General features: G+C 37.8%; 18 protein-coding genes. 15 read left to right on the forward strand and 3 right to left on the reverse strand.

The annotated features are described in order from the left end of the window. The first annotated feature begins 41 nt into the window (after positions 1-41). From atpG to AC6H0V_RS17220, 4 genes are all read left to right on the forward strand, one after another. Positions 42-923, forward strand: coding sequence for an ATP synthase F1 subunit gamma (gene atpG / locus AC6H0V_RS17205; RefSeq protein WP_497561437.1), 882 nt, complete (start codon positions 42-44; stop codon positions 921-923). A gap of 178 nt (positions 924-1,101) precedes the next feature. After that, positions 1,102-1,875 carry a 5'-nucleotidase, lipoprotein e(P4) family gene (locus tag AC6H0V_RS17210; RefSeq protein WP_497561438.1) on the forward strand — a complete coding sequence of 258 codons (774 nt, stop codon included), beginning with the start codon at positions 1,102-1,104 and terminating at the stop codon, positions 1,873-1,875. 133 nt (positions 1,876-2,008) lie between these two features. Continuing rightward, entirely contained in the window at positions 2,009-2,224 is a 216-nt protein-coding gene (locus AC6H0V_RS17215) for a hypothetical protein (RefSeq protein ID WP_497561439.1), read from the forward strand. Positions 2,225-2,360: 136 nt separating this feature from the next. Beyond that, entirely contained in the window at positions 2,361-3,215 is an 855-nt protein-coding gene (locus AC6H0V_RS17220) for a DUF4349 domain-containing protein (protein ID WP_497561440.1), read from the forward strand. A gap of 190 nt (positions 3,216-3,405) precedes the next feature. Here the strand turns inward: AC6H0V_RS17220 and ruvC are convergent, their stop codons facing one another. Next, positions 3,406-3,969 carry a crossover junction endodeoxyribonuclease RuvC gene (gene ruvC, locus AC6H0V_RS17225; RefSeq protein ID WP_497561441.1) on the reverse strand — a complete coding sequence of 188 codons (564 nt, stop codon included), beginning with the start codon at positions 3,967-3,969 and terminating at the stop codon, positions 3,406-3,408. A gap of 42 nt (positions 3,970-4,011) precedes the next feature. On the opposite strand from ruvC, the gene AC6H0V_RS17230 reads away from it, so the two are divergent. From AC6H0V_RS17230 to AC6H0V_RS17240, 3 genes are read left to right on the forward strand one after another with little or no spacing between them, the layout of a single operon-like run. Continuing rightward, entirely contained in the window at positions 4,012-4,989 is a 978-nt protein-coding gene (locus AC6H0V_RS17230) for a hypothetical protein (protein WP_497561442.1), read from the forward strand. After that, complete coding sequence (locus AC6H0V_RS17235; RefSeq protein ID WP_497561443.1) at positions 4,967-6,109, forward strand: glycosyltransferase family 2 protein; 1,143 nt, start codon at positions 4,967-4,969, stop codon at positions 6,107-6,109. The genes AC6H0V_RS17230 and AC6H0V_RS17235 overlap by 23 nt, the downstream gene beginning before the upstream one ends. Then, complete coding sequence (locus AC6H0V_RS17240) at positions 6,106-7,254, forward strand: ABC transporter permease (protein WP_497563393.1); 1,149 nt, start codon at positions 6,106-6,108, stop codon at positions 7,252-7,254. Before AC6H0V_RS17235 ends, AC6H0V_RS17240 begins: the two co-directional genes overlap by 4 nt. A gap of 44 nt (positions 7,255-7,298) precedes the next feature. On the opposite strand, the gene AC6H0V_RS17245 is transcribed toward AC6H0V_RS17240, so the two are convergent. Beyond that, a complete protein-coding gene (locus AC6H0V_RS17245) occupies positions 7,299-8,165 on the reverse strand; it encodes a vWA domain-containing protein (RefSeq protein WP_497561444.1) in 867 nt (288 codons plus the stop codon). Between the two features lie 18 nt (positions 8,166-8,183). Then, on the reverse strand, positions 8,184-9,914 hold the full coding sequence (locus AC6H0V_RS17250) for an OmpA family protein (RefSeq protein WP_497561445.1): 1,731 nt from the start codon (positions 9,912-9,914) through the stop codon (positions 8,184-8,186). A gap of 210 nt (positions 9,915-10,124) precedes the next feature. Between AC6H0V_RS17250 and AC6H0V_RS17255 the strand changes: the two genes are divergently transcribed. The 8 genes from AC6H0V_RS17255 to AC6H0V_RS17290 all read left to right on the forward strand — a co-directional run bounded on the left by AC6H0V_RS17255 (position 10,125) and on the right by AC6H0V_RS17290 (position 16,549). Next, positions 10,125-10,574, forward strand: a complete 450-nt coding sequence (locus AC6H0V_RS17255) for a hypothetical protein (protein WP_497561446.1) — start codon at positions 10,125-10,127, stop codon at positions 10,572-10,574. 2 nt (positions 10,575-10,576) lie between these two features. Continuing rightward, a complete protein-coding gene (locus AC6H0V_RS17260; RefSeq protein ID WP_497561447.1) occupies positions 10,577-11,233 on the forward strand; it encodes a hypothetical protein in 657 nt (218 codons plus the stop codon). Beyond that, a complete protein-coding gene (locus AC6H0V_RS17265) occupies positions 11,212-11,988 on the forward strand; it encodes a sensor histidine kinase (protein WP_497561448.1) in 777 nt (258 codons plus the stop codon). The genes AC6H0V_RS17260 and AC6H0V_RS17265 overlap by 22 nt, the downstream gene beginning before the upstream one ends. Next, a complete protein-coding gene (locus tag AC6H0V_RS17270; protein WP_497561449.1) occupies positions 11,985-12,632 on the forward strand; it encodes a response regulator transcription factor in 648 nt (215 codons plus the stop codon). Before AC6H0V_RS17265 ends, AC6H0V_RS17270 begins: the two co-directional genes overlap by 4 nt. 30 nt (positions 12,633-12,662) lie before the next feature. Further along, positions 12,663-13,274 (forward strand): ribonuclease HII, encoded by a 612-nt coding sequence (gene rnhB, locus AC6H0V_RS17275; RefSeq protein ID WP_497561450.1) that lies wholly within the window; start codon positions 12,663-12,665, stop codon positions 13,272-13,274. Positions 13,275-13,289: 15 nt separating this feature from the next. Continuing rightward, complete coding sequence (locus AC6H0V_RS17280; protein WP_497561451.1) at positions 13,290-14,492, forward strand: glycosyltransferase family 4 protein; 1,203 nt, start codon at positions 13,290-13,292, stop codon at positions 14,490-14,492. A gap of 195 nt (positions 14,493-14,687) precedes the next feature. After that, on the forward strand, positions 14,688-15,767 hold the full coding sequence (gene gcvT, locus AC6H0V_RS17285; RefSeq protein WP_497561452.1) for a glycine cleavage system aminomethyltransferase GcvT: 1,080 nt from the start codon (positions 14,688-14,690) through the stop codon (positions 15,765-15,767). Between the two features lie 65 nt (positions 15,768-15,832). Then, positions 15,833-16,549 (forward strand): 2-phosphosulfolactate phosphatase, encoded by a 717-nt coding sequence (locus AC6H0V_RS17290; RefSeq protein WP_497561453.1) that lies wholly within the window; start codon positions 15,833-15,835, stop codon positions 16,547-16,549. Positions 16,550-16,570: the final 21 nt, after the last annotated feature.

The following is a 16,570-nucleotide window of genomic DNA, read 5'->3' on the forward strand; positions in this document are numbered from 1 at the left end:
AGCAAACGCCATACGCCCTACGCCCAACGCAATACTCGAAAATGGCAAATTTAAAAGAAGTAAGAATTCGTATAGCGTCAGTGCAGTCTACTCAGCAGATTACCAAAGCCATGAAAATGGTTTCGGCTGCCAAGTTAAAGCGCGCTACAAATGCTATTGTACAGTTACGTCCGTATGCTACCAAACTGAAAGAGATTTTAGCAAATCTTTCTGCTAGTTTGGAAGGTGCCTCATCTCCTTTTATTCAGGAACGCGAGCCACATAAAGTGCTTGTTATTGTTGTATCATCAAACCGTGGTCTGGCAGGTGCATTTAACATGAACGTCATTAAATCTGCTAATAATTTAATTGCCGAAAAATATAGTGAACAATTAAAGAACGGTAACGTAAGCATCGTAGCGATTGGTAAAAAATCTCAGGATTTTTACGAAAAACGCAATTATAAAGTGGTTGGAAATAACAACGAAGTGTACACCGCATTAACTTTCGAAAATGTAACCAAAATTACCGAGGCGATTATGGCCGGTTTTGTTAAGGGCGATTTCGATAGGGTTGATGTAGTTTACAATCGCTTTAAAAATGCCGCCGTTCAAATCTTAACTACTGAGCAATTGCTTCCTTTAGCGAAGACCGAAGAAGCCGTTTCAACAAATAAGAAAACGATCAATTATATTTTGGAGCCAAATCAAGATGAAATCATCACGCAGTTGATTCCTAAATCGATAAAGATCCAATTATATAAAGCAGTGTTGGATTCTCATGCATCAGAGCATGGAGCCCGTATGACATCAATGGATAAGGCAACCGAAAATGCTGGAGATTTATTAAAAGCATTAAAATTAGCCTACAACCAAGCTCGTCAAGCTGCAATCACAACAGAGTTGACAGAGATTGTTAGTGGAGCTGCAGCGCTTAATGGATAGTCCTAAGTCTTAGGTTAATAGTCCTGAGTCTGGTTCTTTTAATACTATAAACCCTTGTCTTAAATGATGAGGGTTTTTTTATAAGTTTATTCCTTCTAATCCAAAAATATTATGACTAATTTGTAAGCTAATCCAAAATAATTATGCTTTTATTGGATTGATTATAACTGATACCTATATGAAAAAACAACTCATAGTTTTAATATTCACTTTATTTCCTTTGCTGGCTTCGGCTCAAGCCTTAACCCCCGCACGAGATTACACTAACGCTGTTTTGTGGCAACAATTTAGCGGCGAATACCGAGCATTGGCATTTCAGGCCTATAACTTTGCCCGTTTATCGCTTAAAGAGGCATTGTGGCAACAGGCAAATACTAAACCCAACTGTGTTATTGTTGATGCTGATGAAACCATCCTTGATAATTCAGCTTTCCAAGGACACGAAATCAAGAATGGGGTGAGCTATTTGCCGGCCGACTGGACAAAGTGGACAAGCTTGGCAGCGGCCGATACGGTGCCTGGTGCCCTTGCTTTTTTGAAATTCGCATCAAGTAAAAATGTAGAAACATTCTATGTTACCAATAGGGATGAAGCAGACCATGAGGGCACGTTAAAAAACCTGCAAAGGTTTGGATTTCCCTATGCCGATGAGGCGCATCTTCTGCTTAAAACAACAACTTCTGACAAAGAACCTCGTAGACAACAAATCCTGGAAAAGTATAATATTTTATTGCTCTGTGGCGATAATTTGAGTGATTTCTCAAATGTGTTTTACAGAGAAAATAAAGACACAAAAGAACAGGTAAATGCATTACAACATTTATTCGGCTCCAAATTTATTGTATTGCCCAATCCGATGTATGGAGATTGGGAGAAGCTCTTGTACAAAGGTGATAAATTAAATGAAGCCGATAAAGCAAAACAAAGATTAGACAAACTGAAAAGTTATTAGGATTACTAGGGGGCGGGATTTAAACATTACAGGATTAGAAATGGCGTATATAAAAAACTAATTAATCCGGTTTATTTATTGCTTTATTTAGCTAATAAATCTTATTTTTGCATTAACAATTAAATAAAACAAGATGAGCCAATCTGAAGACAGAGAAAAAAGCATGGGAAATGCTAACCAAACCGGGATTTATACGACAATTTTGATTGGGGTTTTAATTGGTATTGTAGGTTGTTATCTACGTTTCGCTTTTGATTCTACCTACCTTTCAATTGCATCTTGGATAATCTTATTTATTGGTGCCTTTATAGCCTGCAAAGGTGTTTTTAAGATTTTAGACGCGAAGTAAAATATACATTTTATAACGTAGAGGCCTACATTAGCATTGCTAGTGTAGGCTTTTTTGTTTTCGTATTATTTATGTTACGTGGTAAAATGTTAGGTTACTTAAATGGGTTGCTGTGCATTAATCCTAAAAACGGACCATGAAAAAATATTTGTTTTGCATCGCGATCATATTAGCAATGTTCGGCTGTACCAGAGAACGAAAAGATTATGCATCATCGGATTATGAATTAAATAAAGCTGTTGCTGATAGCACCAGTTCTGATACAACGGCCGCTCCAAAAATTATCAAAACCGCTGATATGCGATTTAGGGTTAAGGATGTACAACAAACGAAAGAAAATTTATCAACCACTATTAAAGCTCAGGGGGGAACGGTAACCGAATTTGTAATCGAAAGTGTTATTCAACAAAGCGATAAGGTGAAATATACGCTAGACTCCCTTAAAGAAATTACTTCTTATCGAAAGGTTGGTACATTGGTTGCCAAAGTTCCATCAGCGAAATTGGATGAATTTACGAATAGTGTAGCAAAAATGGCGGTATTTGTTGATAATCAAGCCATGAAAATGGATGATCAAAGCATCATGTATTTAGCCAATAAGCTGAAATCCCAGAACCGGGCAGCGGCGTTAAAAACTATCAATAAAACTGCCACTAGAAAAGGAAATAATGTAGAAACTGCCGTGTATTTGGGCGACGACTATATTGATAAGAAAATTGAGAATATGGATATTGATAACAAAGTAAAGTTTAGCACTATAACTTTGGATTTTTATCAAGACAATACTGTAGCCACACTAGTTGTTGCTAACGATCGCTTAAGCGATTATGGCCCAGGATTTTTTCAACGATTAAGACTTAACCTTTTCGCAGGATGGTCTTACTTTAAAGAGTTTCTTTTAGGGCTAGCCGCTTTATGGCCGTTATTTGCCGTAGGATTTACTGTATTCCTAATCATCAGATTTTTTACCAGGAGAAAGATGGCTCATTAATCAATAAATTGCGAGGAATAGAGCAGGCTGTTGATTTTCTGTTTGAGTGTTCAGCTTGTCTCTTTTCTCGCTTTGCGGTGGATTACACAGATTTGAGATTTACACTGATTAACCATCCTTTCTCACTATTTCAAAATTCTCGATCACTTGCCCATCATCCCTCTCCCATTTCACACGTTCCATTTTCAGCTCATTTTACCCTTTTCTTATTATCCTTTGCAAAGGCATCCCAACCTGAATAAGATTTACCACTTGTACTGGTATTGGTCCGCTGAAAAGCATGGCATACGGCAACGGCTAATCCATCAGTGGCATCTAAAAATGCTGGAGTTTCCTTAAAATTTAACAGTCTTTGTAGCATCGCCGCCACCTGTTCTTTACTTGCAGTACCTTTTCCGGTAATGGATTGTTTGATCTTTCTTGGTGCGTATTCTGTAACGGCAATATTTCTGGATAAGGCAGCAGCCATTGCGATGCCCTGTGCCCTACCCAATTTGAGCATCACCTGAATGTTTTTACCATAAAAAGGTGCTTCAATTGCCAGCACATCGGGCTTAAACTCGTCAATTAAGCTGATTGTTTTTTCGAAAATACGTTGAAGTTTCAAAAAGTGATCGTCTAAATGATCCATCCTAACGATACCCATGCTCACCAATTCTATCTTTGTGCCATGCTCTAAAACCAGGCCATAACCCATAATTGCGGTGCCTGGGTCGATACCCATGATTATACGTTCCTTTTTTTCAACCAACATCTCACAATATTAAGCATATTTGCACACACAAAAAGTAAAAAGTTGACAGCGCAATACAAAAAAATATTTTCTATCTCTATTAAGATTGCAATCGTAGTTTTTGCATTTTGGTTTATCTATGTAAAGCTAATTGCTAATAACGACCTGAAAAAATTTGTGGCTCTGTTAAATAAGATGCCTAAGGGTCAAATTTGGACAGTTCTTTCGATTGTTTTTGGGTTAATGCTGCTTAACTGGGGATTAGAATCGTTAAAGTGGCGAAAACTGATTAGAAAAGTTGAGCCTATTAGTATATGGCTAGCTATAGAATCTGTATTCTGCGGATTAACCTTGGCGGTTTTTACGCCCAATAGGTTAGGCGAATATGGGGGAAGAGTGTTTTTTCTTTCTCCAAAAAGGCGCATTGTGGGCGTTGTTGCAATGGCGGTTGGCAACATCGGACAGTTGGTGTTAACGAATGTTTTTGGGTCAATCGCGGTTTGCTTCTTTATCTATAGGTTTGTACCTATTGATTATCGTTTTTTCTTAGCACTTTGCGGCTTAGCAACGGCCTTTTGCCTATTTTTTATCGTCTTTTTCTTTAACATCAAATGGCTGGATGGCATTCTTTTATCCATGCGATTTACACGGAAATACAAGAAATTTTACCACATATTAGCTCAGTATAAAAAAGCCGAACTCTTAAAGATTATCCTATTCTGTTTAGCAAGATATCTTGTTTTTAGCAGTCAGTATCTCATTATGTTCGTTTGGTTGATCCCCAATATCCATTATCTCGACATTCTGATGTTGGTAAGCATCTTACTATTTATCCAGTCGTCGTTGCCATCATTGGATTTATTGGATATTGGAATTAGAAGTGTAACCGCAGTTGAATTATTTAAACATGTAACCAATCAGAATACGGCTGTTGTTGCGTGTACTGCAAGTATTTGGCTTATTAATCTCATAATTCCTGCTATCTTAGGTTCATATTTTGTTTTTAAACTCAATTTCTTTGGAAGTAGTCAACGCAATTAATTATTTTTCTGTTTTTTTAGCACTGATCTATGTGTTTGTAGTTTGCACTTTTATTAGGGGATGGGCTAAAATCAAACCTTATAAATTAAGTGGCGAACCTGGAAAAACTACCGTATCCATTTTAATAGCCGCACGTAATGAAGCAGAGCAAATTGGTAAAACCATCGAAGATATCTTGGCGCAGAGTTATGATAAAAGTTTAACCGAAGTTATCATTATAGACGACCATTCTACAGACGCAACAGCCGATATCATTCATTCTTATGCGGATAGGGGCATAACATTAATCAGGCTTAACGAATCGCTGGCACTAAATTCATATAAGAAAAAGGCCATACAAACGGGAATTCAACAATCAAAAGGAAAACTCATTGTAACCACCGATGGGGATTGCAGGATGGGAGTGGATTGGCTCAAATCTATCGTTAACTATTACGAAACGAGTAAGTCTAAAATGATTTCATCGCCCGTGGCATATTTTGAGGAAAGAAGTTTTTTTGAACGCATTCAAACGTTAGAGTTTTCTTATTTGATTGGCTTGGGAGCGTCAACTATTGGCAATAATAACCCAAGTACCTGTAATGGTGCAAATTTGGCGTATGAGAGGGAGGCTTTTTTTGAGGTAGGAGGATTTACGGGCATCGATGATCTTGCCTCCGGCGATGATGAACTGCTACTTCATAAAATGGCAGCACTTTATGAAAATAAAATAGGTTTTTTAAAATGTAGAGCCGCCATCGTGTACACCCATGCCAAGCCAAGCTTGTCTGAGTTTATTCAACAACGTAAAAGGTGGGCCTCAAAAAGCACAAAATATAAAGATAAATCCGTTTTAATTCTAGGAGTAAGCATTTGGCTATTTAACTTGAGCATCATTATCAATTCATTATTGGCCATTTTTTATAAAGAGAGTAACAGCCTAAATTTTTTATTATTTCAGCTTGGAAGCAAGTTGGTTTTCGAGCTCATTTTTTTAATTAGTGTTACCAACTTCTTTAAAAGAAACAAATTACTAGGATTGCTGCCAGTACTTAACGTGTTACATGTTATATATTTCGTTTATATTGGCATCGCCGGAAATTCGGGCAAGTACAATTGGAAAAGTCGCATGGTTAAATAACGATGAATAATAGCCCTTCAAAGAAAATATGGAATCGATTTAAACGTAATAAGCTGGCGTTTGGAGGACTGATTTTTATTATCCTGTTAATGATAATGGGAATTTTGGGCTATTTGATTACGCCTGATCAGACCCCCTATGCTAATACCTATTGCCTGCAGTTGAACAAAATCAAACCTGGTAGAACAATTGAATTTTTGATTACCGATAAAAAGGAAAACGTAAAACAGGTTGGGCTTTTTGAAAAGATGCTCTATGGGCAACAAGCTAAGTTTATAAGCCTCCCAATTACGGGTTATCAACTTTCGGGGGATAAAGTTTTGGTAAACGAATATATCGGCGACGATGAAACCGCAATAGCAACAACTTATCCACTAAAAGATCTATGTAAAAGTTGTGCACAAATACCTGATCTAGAACAGAGAAAAGCGGCTTTCGAGGTAAACAATATCTATAAACAAACTTTTTATTTAGGTACAGATATTAACGGAAGAGATTTATTGAGCCGCCTAATTCTCGGCATACGGGTATCACTCTCTGTTGGCCTGATGGCGGTGTTAATTTCTCTTTTTATCGGGGTAAGTTTGGGTGCGATTGCAGGTTATTTTGGAGGCAGGGTTGATGCAGGAATCAGTTGGTTTATGAATGTGATCTGGTCTTTGCCCTCATTGTTATTGGTTATCGCTATCTCTTTTGCTTTGGGAAAGGGATTTTGGCAAATCTTTATTGCAGTGGGTCTTTCTACCTGGGTTGATGTGGCCCGCTTGGTGCGCGGACAAGTAATGGCATTAAAGGAGGTCGAATTTGTTGAAGCCTCAAAGGCCTTAGGTTTTTCTACTACCAGAACCATTATCAAGCATATCTTGCCAAACATTGCCGGACCTATTTTAGTTGTTGCTTCTGCAAATTTTGCATCTGCCATTCTCTTGGAAACGGGATTGAGTTTTCTTGGTTTTGGTGCCCAACCTCCTATGCCAAGCTGGGGCACGATGATCAAAGAACATTATGGTTATATCATTATGGATGCTGCCTATTTAGCTGTTTTACCCGGTCTGGCCATTATGTTAACAGTGTACGCATTTAATCTCTTGGCTATCGGCTTGCGCGATGCCTTTGATGTAAAGGGGCAAAACGTCAGTGTTTAGTAAAAACCCCCTTTCGTTTTCCGAAAAGGGGCACTTTTAGTACATCAAGGTTTGGCATTATTGTCGCAAAGGTTATTGATCATTGCACTTATATCAGGTGCGATATTGGCAAAGTTTGCCGACATTAATTTTAGTCCGCCAATATTGGTTGCAATTAACTTTGTGTCGTAATTGTTGGTGGCTTGTGTCGAAATCAATATATATTGGATCCCTGCACTGTTTGCATTTCCCGCAAGAGTAGTTAAAAATGTATCATCCAAAGCAGAAGCAAGGTCGTCATTACCACTCGCAGGGGCATCTGTAATAATGATCACCAGTTTTGCAATGTTTGGTCGCCATGGGCCTGCAAAAGAAGAATTTACTATTTTATCAATCAGCAAGTCTCCGGGTTCTGGCTGGCTTACACCATTGCCCATAGACATGGCTCCATTTAACTTAGCAAGTTGGGCACTGAACGAGGACGTGTTGGCGTTACCGAAATTTTCCATTACAGTTAAATATTGAGTTGTAGTTGGACCAGTTGATATGGTTAATTTATTTGCGGCGGGTAGGCTGGTGTATGGCAATTGGCTTGCATAGGCAGGTAATATTCCCTTGAGCTGTTCATCAAAAATGGTTAGGCCTAACCTATAATTGCCTCCTGATTTTGTGATAATGGTATTAACAATACTCCCTATCGAGCTTTTAATATTGTTTATGGCACTTCCCATGCTTCCTGTATAATCGATGGCGAATACAACGTCCATGCCTTTAGTACACGAGGGTGGATAAGTATCATCATCATAGGCGCAAGTCTCTTTGGTACATGAGTTTTGTGTTAAGATCAGCATGCACAGAACCAGCATGAATGTTATTTTAGGTGAAATGATATTTTTATAAATACCATTCTTTAGTGTTGCTATAATTTTCATAAAATAAATTTTAGGGGGTTAATCTTTACAAATCACTTTCATTTCGGTTCTTCTGTTTATGGCATGTTGTGCTTCGGTGCAATTAACTCCGTCAGCACATCCATTTAATAGCTGGGATTCGCCATAGCCCTTGGCAACTATTCTATCTCTCGCAATGCCCTTGGCAACGATATAATCAACAGATGCATTTGCCCGGTTTTGGGATAGTGTGATATTATATTCAACGGAGGCACGAGAGTCTGTATGGGAGCCCAATTCGACCCTTACCGTTGGATTATCTTTCATAAAACGGACCAACCTGTTTAATTCAAGTTTTGCAGCCTCTTTTATCACGTATTTATCAAGATCAAACAAAATGTTATTCAACCTAATTGCTTTATTACAATCGATCAGCTCTGCACACATTTCCAGTTTTATAAACAGATTCTTATTGCGATCGTAATTTGAAATGGTAACCTCTTCGTATTGCGAGAAGTAATTGTCTTTCTTGCCATATAAGGCATATTTATCTACTTCCGTTAATTGAAATACAAAATTTCCCTGTGCATCTGTTAGTGTTGATTTTTTGAATGCTTTTTCAACGTTTTCAAGAACAACTGTTGTTGAAGAAAGAGGAGTCGTGGTATTGCACGCAAATATCTTACCTTTAATAATAAAGTTCCTATCTGTATATAAGATCTCTTTGTATACCACCTTTTGCTTCAGAAATTCGGTTTTGGAAACCGTTGTTCCTTCTAAGGCTGTATTGTAGAGTGTTCCGGTAATGGTATAATCATCAGCAGCAATGTTTTTAAAAACGATAACCCCGGCCGCATTTGTTGTTCCCCTATCCGTAATTACTCCATCCTTGTTTTTTACCAGTACCTCTGTTTCTGGAAGTATTGCTCCTGTGAATTTATCTTTTGCAGTAACACTGAGCGTGTATTCTTCTTTCTTTGCTTTTTCTTTTCGTGCAGGGATTTTAAAAACCAGGCCTACAAAAACGCCAACCGAAGAGATCCCACAGTTACATGGAGCAATTCTTTCCGCCCTTGCACCATTAAACATATTGCCTGTAGCACCCGATGCTCCGGTAGCAGCAGTAATAAATGGCTGATAGGCAGTAGAGATGCCCAATACAGGATCAACAAGTTCTGGGGCATTGAAATGATGTAGATAATATGCGCCTACATTTAAGCCGAAATTAGGTTTAAAGAAATAGTTTAATCTTAGTTGAGCTTTGCCTGAAAGTATATTTTTGGCCTTATACCCAGCATGAAAATTGAGTAGTTCATTTAAACTGGTGGTGGTTTCTTTTAGCTCAGTTTTTCCGCCACTTATGTAGGATAGGCCTCCTCTTGTATTTAATTCGGCCTCGAATTTTCTTGAGGAGGATTGGTACCGGAAATCAGGGCCAAGACCTACGAAATTTCTAGTTATTGGATTTTCTGTTATCGAAAAACTAGTTAAAGGAGCTGAAAGAGAATTGAATAGATTATCGGTAGGATAGGTGCTTTTTGGTTTGTTTTTAATATGGTCGAAATCTAGTCCCAAGCCAAACCAATTCCAATAATGGTCTATTGAAATTCCCAAATCTAACCCTCCTTTATAATCTATATAAGGAGTATTATTGGCATACGTTGGAAAGTCATAACCTACCCTAGGGGTAACTTTCCATTTCGCTTTGCTCTGGGTAACCATATTCTGCGCATTGGCAAATGGAATTGATAGCCCGATTGCAAAGAGAATCATTAGTCTAAATGTTTTCATTGTCTTTTTTTTAAGTGAAATTCTTTAGACCAAATTTGCGGCTCAATGAAGTGATAGACAATGAGCGTTAAACGAATTAGCGCAAGGCAAAAACCCATTAATTTTACCGTCGTTTAACGGAGGTAAAAATGATTTTTTAACGGTGTTTTTATTTTATAGGTTTTGGGTTCTTTACTGAACAAAAGGTATATTGAATTAAAATTTAAAATCATGAAAAAAAAATTAACAGCTCCCGGCCATAAAGTAGCCAAGAAAAAAAATGAGAGCAGATTGCCAAGTGATCATTTACTTGCTAAATCAAAGGGCTCAATGATGATTAGTACATTACATGGCTCTATTTCTACGAATAAAATTGGATTTGAGATTCCACTGGGATATAACTTTAACAGAAATATTTTTGATGCGATTCTAAAAAATAAAAACTGCGAAGGAATCCGGATCTACTTTGGTTTGAACAAGGAAAATACCTTATGCTTAATCATCACCGGACTCGATAATAAACTAAACGATTTATATCTTCCACTAAAACCATCAAAATCGGGTGCGCAAAAATCAGGCACGGCCGATGAAGGCGAGCCTGTAGGAGAAGATGAAGAAGGAGTGGGAGATATGGGGCAAGCATGTCCATTGTATCCCGAAGGAACTGTTCAGCTCCCTTAGTAATGAAACTGTTGAGCGCAATAGATCTGATCAAGTATTTTGAATTGGCGGCTTCGCTTGCCGGTTTTTTTCATTTTAAGAAATTAAAAGGAACGCCATGGGTCTACATGCCTTTTTTTCTATTATTGCTATTTGCGTTAGAATATTACGGCTATGTTTTAGCTAAGGAAAAACACTTTAAAGAAAACATCAATTTGTATAAGTATGTTGTTATACCACTCATATTTTACTTTTATTCGTTTATTTTTTTAAGAATATTGCCCCGAAAGGATCAACCAATACTGTTTTTGGGAATAGGGATTTTTACCGTCGCAAGTTTACTGGAATATACTATTTTATCAGATTTTCATTCCTTTTATTCTTCCCTCAGCTTAAGTGTATCTAACCTGTTTTTCCTTATTTATATTTTACGTTATTACATCAATCTGGTTAATTCTGATGAATTAATACATTTTAATAAACTGGTTTCTTTTTGGGTCTGTACTGGCCTGTTGATCTTTTATCTAGGGTGCTTGCCCTATTTTGCCCTGTACAATATTTTAGTGGTTAAGTTTTTTAAAACGATATTTATTTCCTACGCCTGGGTTTTTGTTATTTTAAATTATTTGATGTACATCTTCTTTATCATAGGTTTTGCATGGAGCAAAAAGAAATATTAATATTTATAGTCTTTGTATCTATCACTATTGCTCTTTTTATCAGTGCCATAGTGATGTTCATTATTTTGTTTAGGAAGAAAAAAGTAGAACAGTTTCTCCAGGAAGAAAAGTCACTGGCAATCCATCGTCAAGAATTATTAAACACACAATTAGAAATCCAAAAACAGACCATGCAACAGATTGGGCAGGAAATACATGATAACGTTGGGCAGAAACTAACCCTGGCCAGTCTATATCTCCAACAATTGGTATTTGAAAACAAGGGGTTAAGCATAAACGAAAAAATAGATGGGGTGGGTGATATTATTAACCAATCGTTGATTGAATTAAGGCAACTATCAAAATCTTTAACTGATAATGTAATAGAAAGCAGTTCAATTATTAGTCTTTTGAAAAAGGAATTCGAAAAGGTTAGAAAATTAAAAAAATATAAAGCCAATCTAAGTGTCAAGGTAAAAGAGCTTAAATTGCCCTATCAAACGAAAAGCGTAATACTAAGGGTAGCTCAAGAATTTATGCAGAATAGCATCAAACATGCCGATTGTAAAACAATAGCCGCTAGCTTGGATAGAGTGGGAGATAAGTTGGAATTTATTTTGATCGATGACGGCAAAGGCTTTGATCCAGAAAGGGATAAAAGTAAGGGTATTGGTCTCCTTAATATGCAGAAACGAATTGAGCTAATAGGCGGAAGCTATATCCTAGAAAGCCACAAGAATAAAGGCACTAAACTGACTATAGAAATCATCTTATGATAAGGCATAGCATTGTAATTGTAGACGACCATATTTTAATTGCTAAGGCACTGAGTAGCATTTTAAAGAATTTCGAACAATTTGAGGTGCTATATGAGTGTGAAAATGGCAGAGAACTCCAAGAAAGATGTAACCATAAAAAAAATGTGCCTGATATCGTTTTATTAGATATTACTATGCCCGTAATGGATGGCTTTGAAACAGCCATTTGGTTAAAAAACGCTCATCCAGAGGTCTTAATAATGGCATTAAGTATGCAAGACGACGAGCAAAGCCTAATTAAAATGATTAAAAATGGTGCTAAAGGGTATTTGCTAAAAAATACACATCCTGCTGAATTAGAAAATGCTCTCAACGAACTCGTTAAAAAAGGTCATTATTATCCAGAATGGGCTACTAGCAAAGTTTTTGCGAACCTGAGCAAGGATAGTACAGAAACATCCACCCTAAACCATATAACCGAAAGAGAAAAGATATTTTTACATTTTGCCATCACGGAAATGAGCTATAAAGAAATAGCCGACAAAATGTTTTGTAGCCCACGGACAGTAGAAAGCTACAGGGATAGCCTTTTTGAAAAACTCGGACTGAAAACCCGGGTTGGTTTGGCAGTTTATGCCATAAAAAATGGTTTCGATGTATAATTTAAGATTAAGAATTACTAATTTTGGACGATGTTGTTAAACTGCTATCACTTAGAATTAATAGAGGCGGGTTGTGATGAGGCTGGCCGAGGGTGCTTGGCTGGGCCGGTTTTTGCTGCTGCGGTAATTTTGCCAAAAAAATTCTATTTAGAAGGCCTTAACGATTCGAAACAGTTAACACCCGAACAACGCGATGGCCTAAGGCCGATTATTGAAAGAGAAGCCCTGTCTTGGGCCGTAGGGATGGTAGATCACGAAGAAATAGACCGTATCAATATTCTCAACGCATCTTTTTTAGCAATGCATAGGGCGATAGATAAACTGATGATCATTCCACAACATTTGGTTATCGACGGCAATAGGTTTACTGCTTATTCTGATGTTCCACATTGTTGTGTTGTAAAAGGCGATGGGAAATACCTCAATATTGCTGCCGCTTCCATTTTGGCAAAGACGCATCGGGATGAGTTTATGGCAAATTTACATCATGACTACCCGCATTATAATTGGAAACAGAACAAAGGCTACGCTACAATTGAACATCGCAGGGCAGTAATTGATACAGGCCTATCCCCATACCACCGTAAAACTTTCAATGTTAGCGATCCCCAGTTCAATATCTCGCTAGAAGTGGCCGGATAATTGTAAATTCATGGTGTGAAAATACTCATTTTAACAAATCGTGTTCCGTTTCCCCCAAATAGTGGCTACCCTATTGTGGTTTACAATACCATTAAGGGACTGTTAAAATTAAGTGTTGATATTTCATTGTTTAGCATCAACCCTACAAAAAACAAAGTTGATGTAGACGATATTTATGATCCTGTTTTCGAGCAGATTAATTTCCATTCGTACGCCATTGATACCGAAGTAAATATATGGGGAGCTTTTTTCAATATTTTCTCTAACCAATCTTATAATGTTTCCCGTTTTTTTGATGATGATGCGGCTAAGCTCCTCGAAAATATTTTGCGTGAACAAGAGTTTGATGTGATCCAATTTGAGGGCTTATTTGTAGTGCCCTACTTAGATATTGTTAAAGCAAACAGTAAAGCAAAGCTGATCTATAGGGCACACAACATCGAATTTGATGTGTGGCAACGCTTGGCAGAGCGAGAACAGTTTACCCCTAGAAGAAAGTATTTAGAGTTCTTGTCCCGGCGTTTAAAGATGTATGAAACAGAGCAGATCAATCGTTTTCATCAGGTTTTCGCCATAAGTAGGCCAGACCGGCAGAACATTTTGAAGATGGGCTGTCAGACACGAATGGATGTGTTTCCCGTAGCACTAGATTTTGAAAAGTATCAGGTTGATTTGAGCAAAACAAGTTTCCCCACCTTATTTCACTTAGGGGCAATGGATTGGCGTCCAAATAAAGAAGGACTGGAATGGTTTTTAGATGAGATTTGGCCAGATATCGAAAAACTGAGTGGCGAACTCCGATTTTATATTGCGGGCAAGAACATGCAGAAACAGTTTTTCGATTATGATTCGGATAATTTAATTGTAGAAGGAGAAATCTTTGATGCAGTTGAATTTATGAATTCTAAAGCAATAATGATTGTGCCTCTGCTTTCTGGAAGCGGGATGAGGGTTAAAATTATCGAAGGTATGGCGATGCAAAAATGTATCATTGCTACTTCGATGGCTGCGGAAGGGATCAACTGTAAAAATGGAAAGGATATTTTGATCGCTGATACCCCTGATGAATTTTATCGCTCCATTCTGCAATGTATAACCCAACCCGATAAGTGGCGAGAAATTGGAGCTAATGCGCGTACAACCGTAGAACGTGATCATGAAATCAATAGTAACGCAAAGCGGATGTTGGAGATTTACGAGGTGTTGGTTAAGGGCTAGTGGCAACCTCGTAGGTTCTACAGAACCTACGAGGTTGTCAAATAAGTCATCGGATGAATATAGGCACAACGCATACATTCATCCGATGACTCCTCAAACCTAATTCAATTTAACCCATAAACATTGTTTTTTTCTTAGTATTTTAGCCCAAATTCAATTGGCAGTGATCAATTGATCAGTTAAAAAATCTATTCAATGAAGAATACAGCATTAACAGAGAAACATAGTTCATTGGGGGCCAAAATGGTACCTTTTGCAGGTTATAACATGCCCGTCCAATATGAGGGTATTAATGCAGAACATGCCACGGTGCGCAATGGGGTTGGCGTTTTTGACGTAAGCCATATGGGCGAGTTTATTTTAAAAGGAGAAAATGCATTAGATCTGATCCAACGGGTCACCAGTAACGATGCTTCAAAATTATATGATGGCAAAGTCCAGTATTCTTGCCTGCCTAACGAAGATGGGGGCATTGTTGATGACTTATTGGTATATCGGATTGACGAAAAAACCTATATGTTGGTGGTAAATGCATCAAATATTGAAAAGGATTGGGATTGGATCCAGCGTTATAACACTGCCCATGTAGAAATGCATAACATTTCTGATCAGACTTCACTTTTGGCCATTCAAGGTCCGAAAGCTGCTGATGCACTGCAAACCTTAACCGACATCGATCTGGCATCGATGGAATATTATACATTCAAAAAGGGAACTTTTGCCGGCATTGAAAATGTGCTGGTTTCTGCAACCGGATATACGGGTGCTGGTGGATTTGAGATTTACTTCGATAACAAGTATGCAGACGAACTTTGGGATAAAATTTTTGCCGCAGGGGCAGCATATGGCATTAAACCAATAGGCTTAGCGGCTAGAGATACGTTGCGTTTAGAAATGGGTTTTTGTTTATATGGGAATGATATTGATGACACCACTTCGCCGATTGAAGCAGGTTTAGGATGGATTACCAAATTTACCAAGCAATTTACCAATTCGGAGGCTTTACAGGCCCAGAAAGAAGCTGGAGTTGCACGCAAATTGGTTGGTTTTGAAATGATAGACAGAGGGATACCCCGTCATGATTATCCTATTGTTGATGAAGCTGGAAATGTAATTGGTAGGGTAACTTCGGGAACACAATCTCCATCGTTGCAGAAAGCAATCGGTATGGGATATGTTAATAAAGAGCTGGCCAAAGAAGATACAGAGATTTATATCGACATCAGAAATAATAAAGTTAAAGCCAAAATAGTTAAGTTTCCGTTTTATAAGTAATAGCGATAAGCGGATGGCGTTGAGCGTTAGTTCGCTTACTGCCCCACGCTCCACGCCCCACGCTCATGTCTCGAACAATTGAAGTTTGTTTAACCCCGGCCTTATTAAACCTTTATGCTATAGAAAATAGCATTGTGGTGGTAATTGATATCTTGAGGGCCACCTCATCGATTACCTATGGCATGGACAATGGCGCTACGGCAATTATACCAGTGGAACATGTCGAGGATTGCCTTAACTATAAAGATAAAGGCTTTCTGTTGGCTGCCGAGCGAAATGGCGAAGTAGTAGAGGGATATGATTTTGGAAATTCTCCCTTCTCTTATACCCAGGATAAAGTGATGGGGAAAACCATTGTACTTACCACTACAAATGGAACCAAAGCGATGCGTATGGCTCAAAAAAGAGCCCATCAAGTAGTTGTTGGTTCTTTTTTAAACCTTACATCACTCTGTAATTGGCTTAAAGTACAAGACAAGGATGTGCTATTGCTATGTGCCGGTTGGAAAGACAAATTTAATTTAGAAGATACGTTGTTTGCTGGTGCGGTAGTTAATTTTTTAAGAAAGGATTTTGTGCACTTTGATGATTCGTGTATTGTAGCAGAAGATATGTACCTGTTGGCAAAAAGCGATTTAAGGACCTATCTACACAAATCATCACATAGCCATAGACTGGAGCAATTGAATATCGAAAAAGACGTTCAGTTTTGTTTAAAACTAGATCTTTGTGAGGCTATTCCAATTTTAGAAGGAGAGAAATTGGTAAAATTGAAAGCTTAATATATTTGTTGTTGAGAAATT

The organism is Pedobacter sp. NO84, assembly GCF_059703915.1.

Bases quoted from the DNA above. Each gene is read 5' to 3' on its own strand.
- AC6H0V_RS17260 (WP_497561447.1), top strand. From the start codon at position 10,577: ATGAAACTGTTGAGCGCAATAGATCTGATCAAGTATTTTGAATTGGCG.
- AC6H0V_RS17250 (WP_497561445.1), bottom strand. From the start codon at position 9,914: ATGAAAACATTTAGACTAATGATTCTCTTTGCAATCGGGCTATCAATT.
- AC6H0V_RS17270 (WP_497561449.1), top strand. From the start codon at position 11,985: ATGATAAGGCATAGCATTGTAATTGTAGACGACCATATTTTAATTGCT.
- ruvC (WP_497561441.1), bottom strand. From the start codon at position 3,969: ATGTTGGTTGAAAAAAAGGAACGTATAATCATGGGTATCGACCCAGGC.
- atpG (WP_497561437.1), top strand. From the start codon at position 42: ATGGCAAATTTAAAAGAAGTAAGAATTCGTATAGCGTCAGTGCAGTCT.
- gcvT (WP_497561452.1), top strand. From the start codon at position 14,688: ATGAAGAATACAGCATTAACAGAGAAACATAGTTCATTGGGGGCCAAA.
- rnhB (WP_497561450.1), top strand. From the start codon at position 12,663: ATGTTGTTAAACTGCTATCACTTAGAATTAATAGAGGCGGGTTGTGAT.
- AC6H0V_RS17210 (WP_497561438.1), top strand. From the start codon at position 1,102: ATGAAAAAACAACTCATAGTTTTAATATTCACTTTATTTCCTTTGCTG.
- AC6H0V_RS17255 (WP_497561446.1), top strand. From the start codon at position 10,125: ATGAAAAAAAAATTAACAGCTCCCGGCCATAAAGTAGCCAAGAAAAAA.
- AC6H0V_RS17290 (WP_497561453.1), top strand. From the start codon at position 15,833: ATGTCTCGAACAATTGAAGTTTGTTTAACCCCGGCCTTATTAAACCTT.
- AC6H0V_RS17215 (WP_497561439.1), top strand. From the start codon at position 2,009: ATGAGCCAATCTGAAGACAGAGAAAAAAGCATGGGAAATGCTAACCAA.
- AC6H0V_RS17245 (WP_497561444.1), bottom strand. From the start codon at position 8,165: ATGAAAATTATAGCAACACTAAAGAATGGTATTTATAAAAATATCATT.
- AC6H0V_RS17265 (WP_497561448.1), top strand. From the start codon at position 11,212: ATGGAGCAAAAAGAAATATTAATATTTATAGTCTTTGTATCTATCACT.
- AC6H0V_RS17220 (WP_497561440.1), top strand. From the start codon at position 2,361: ATGAAAAAATATTTGTTTTGCATCGCGATCATATTAGCAATGTTCGGC.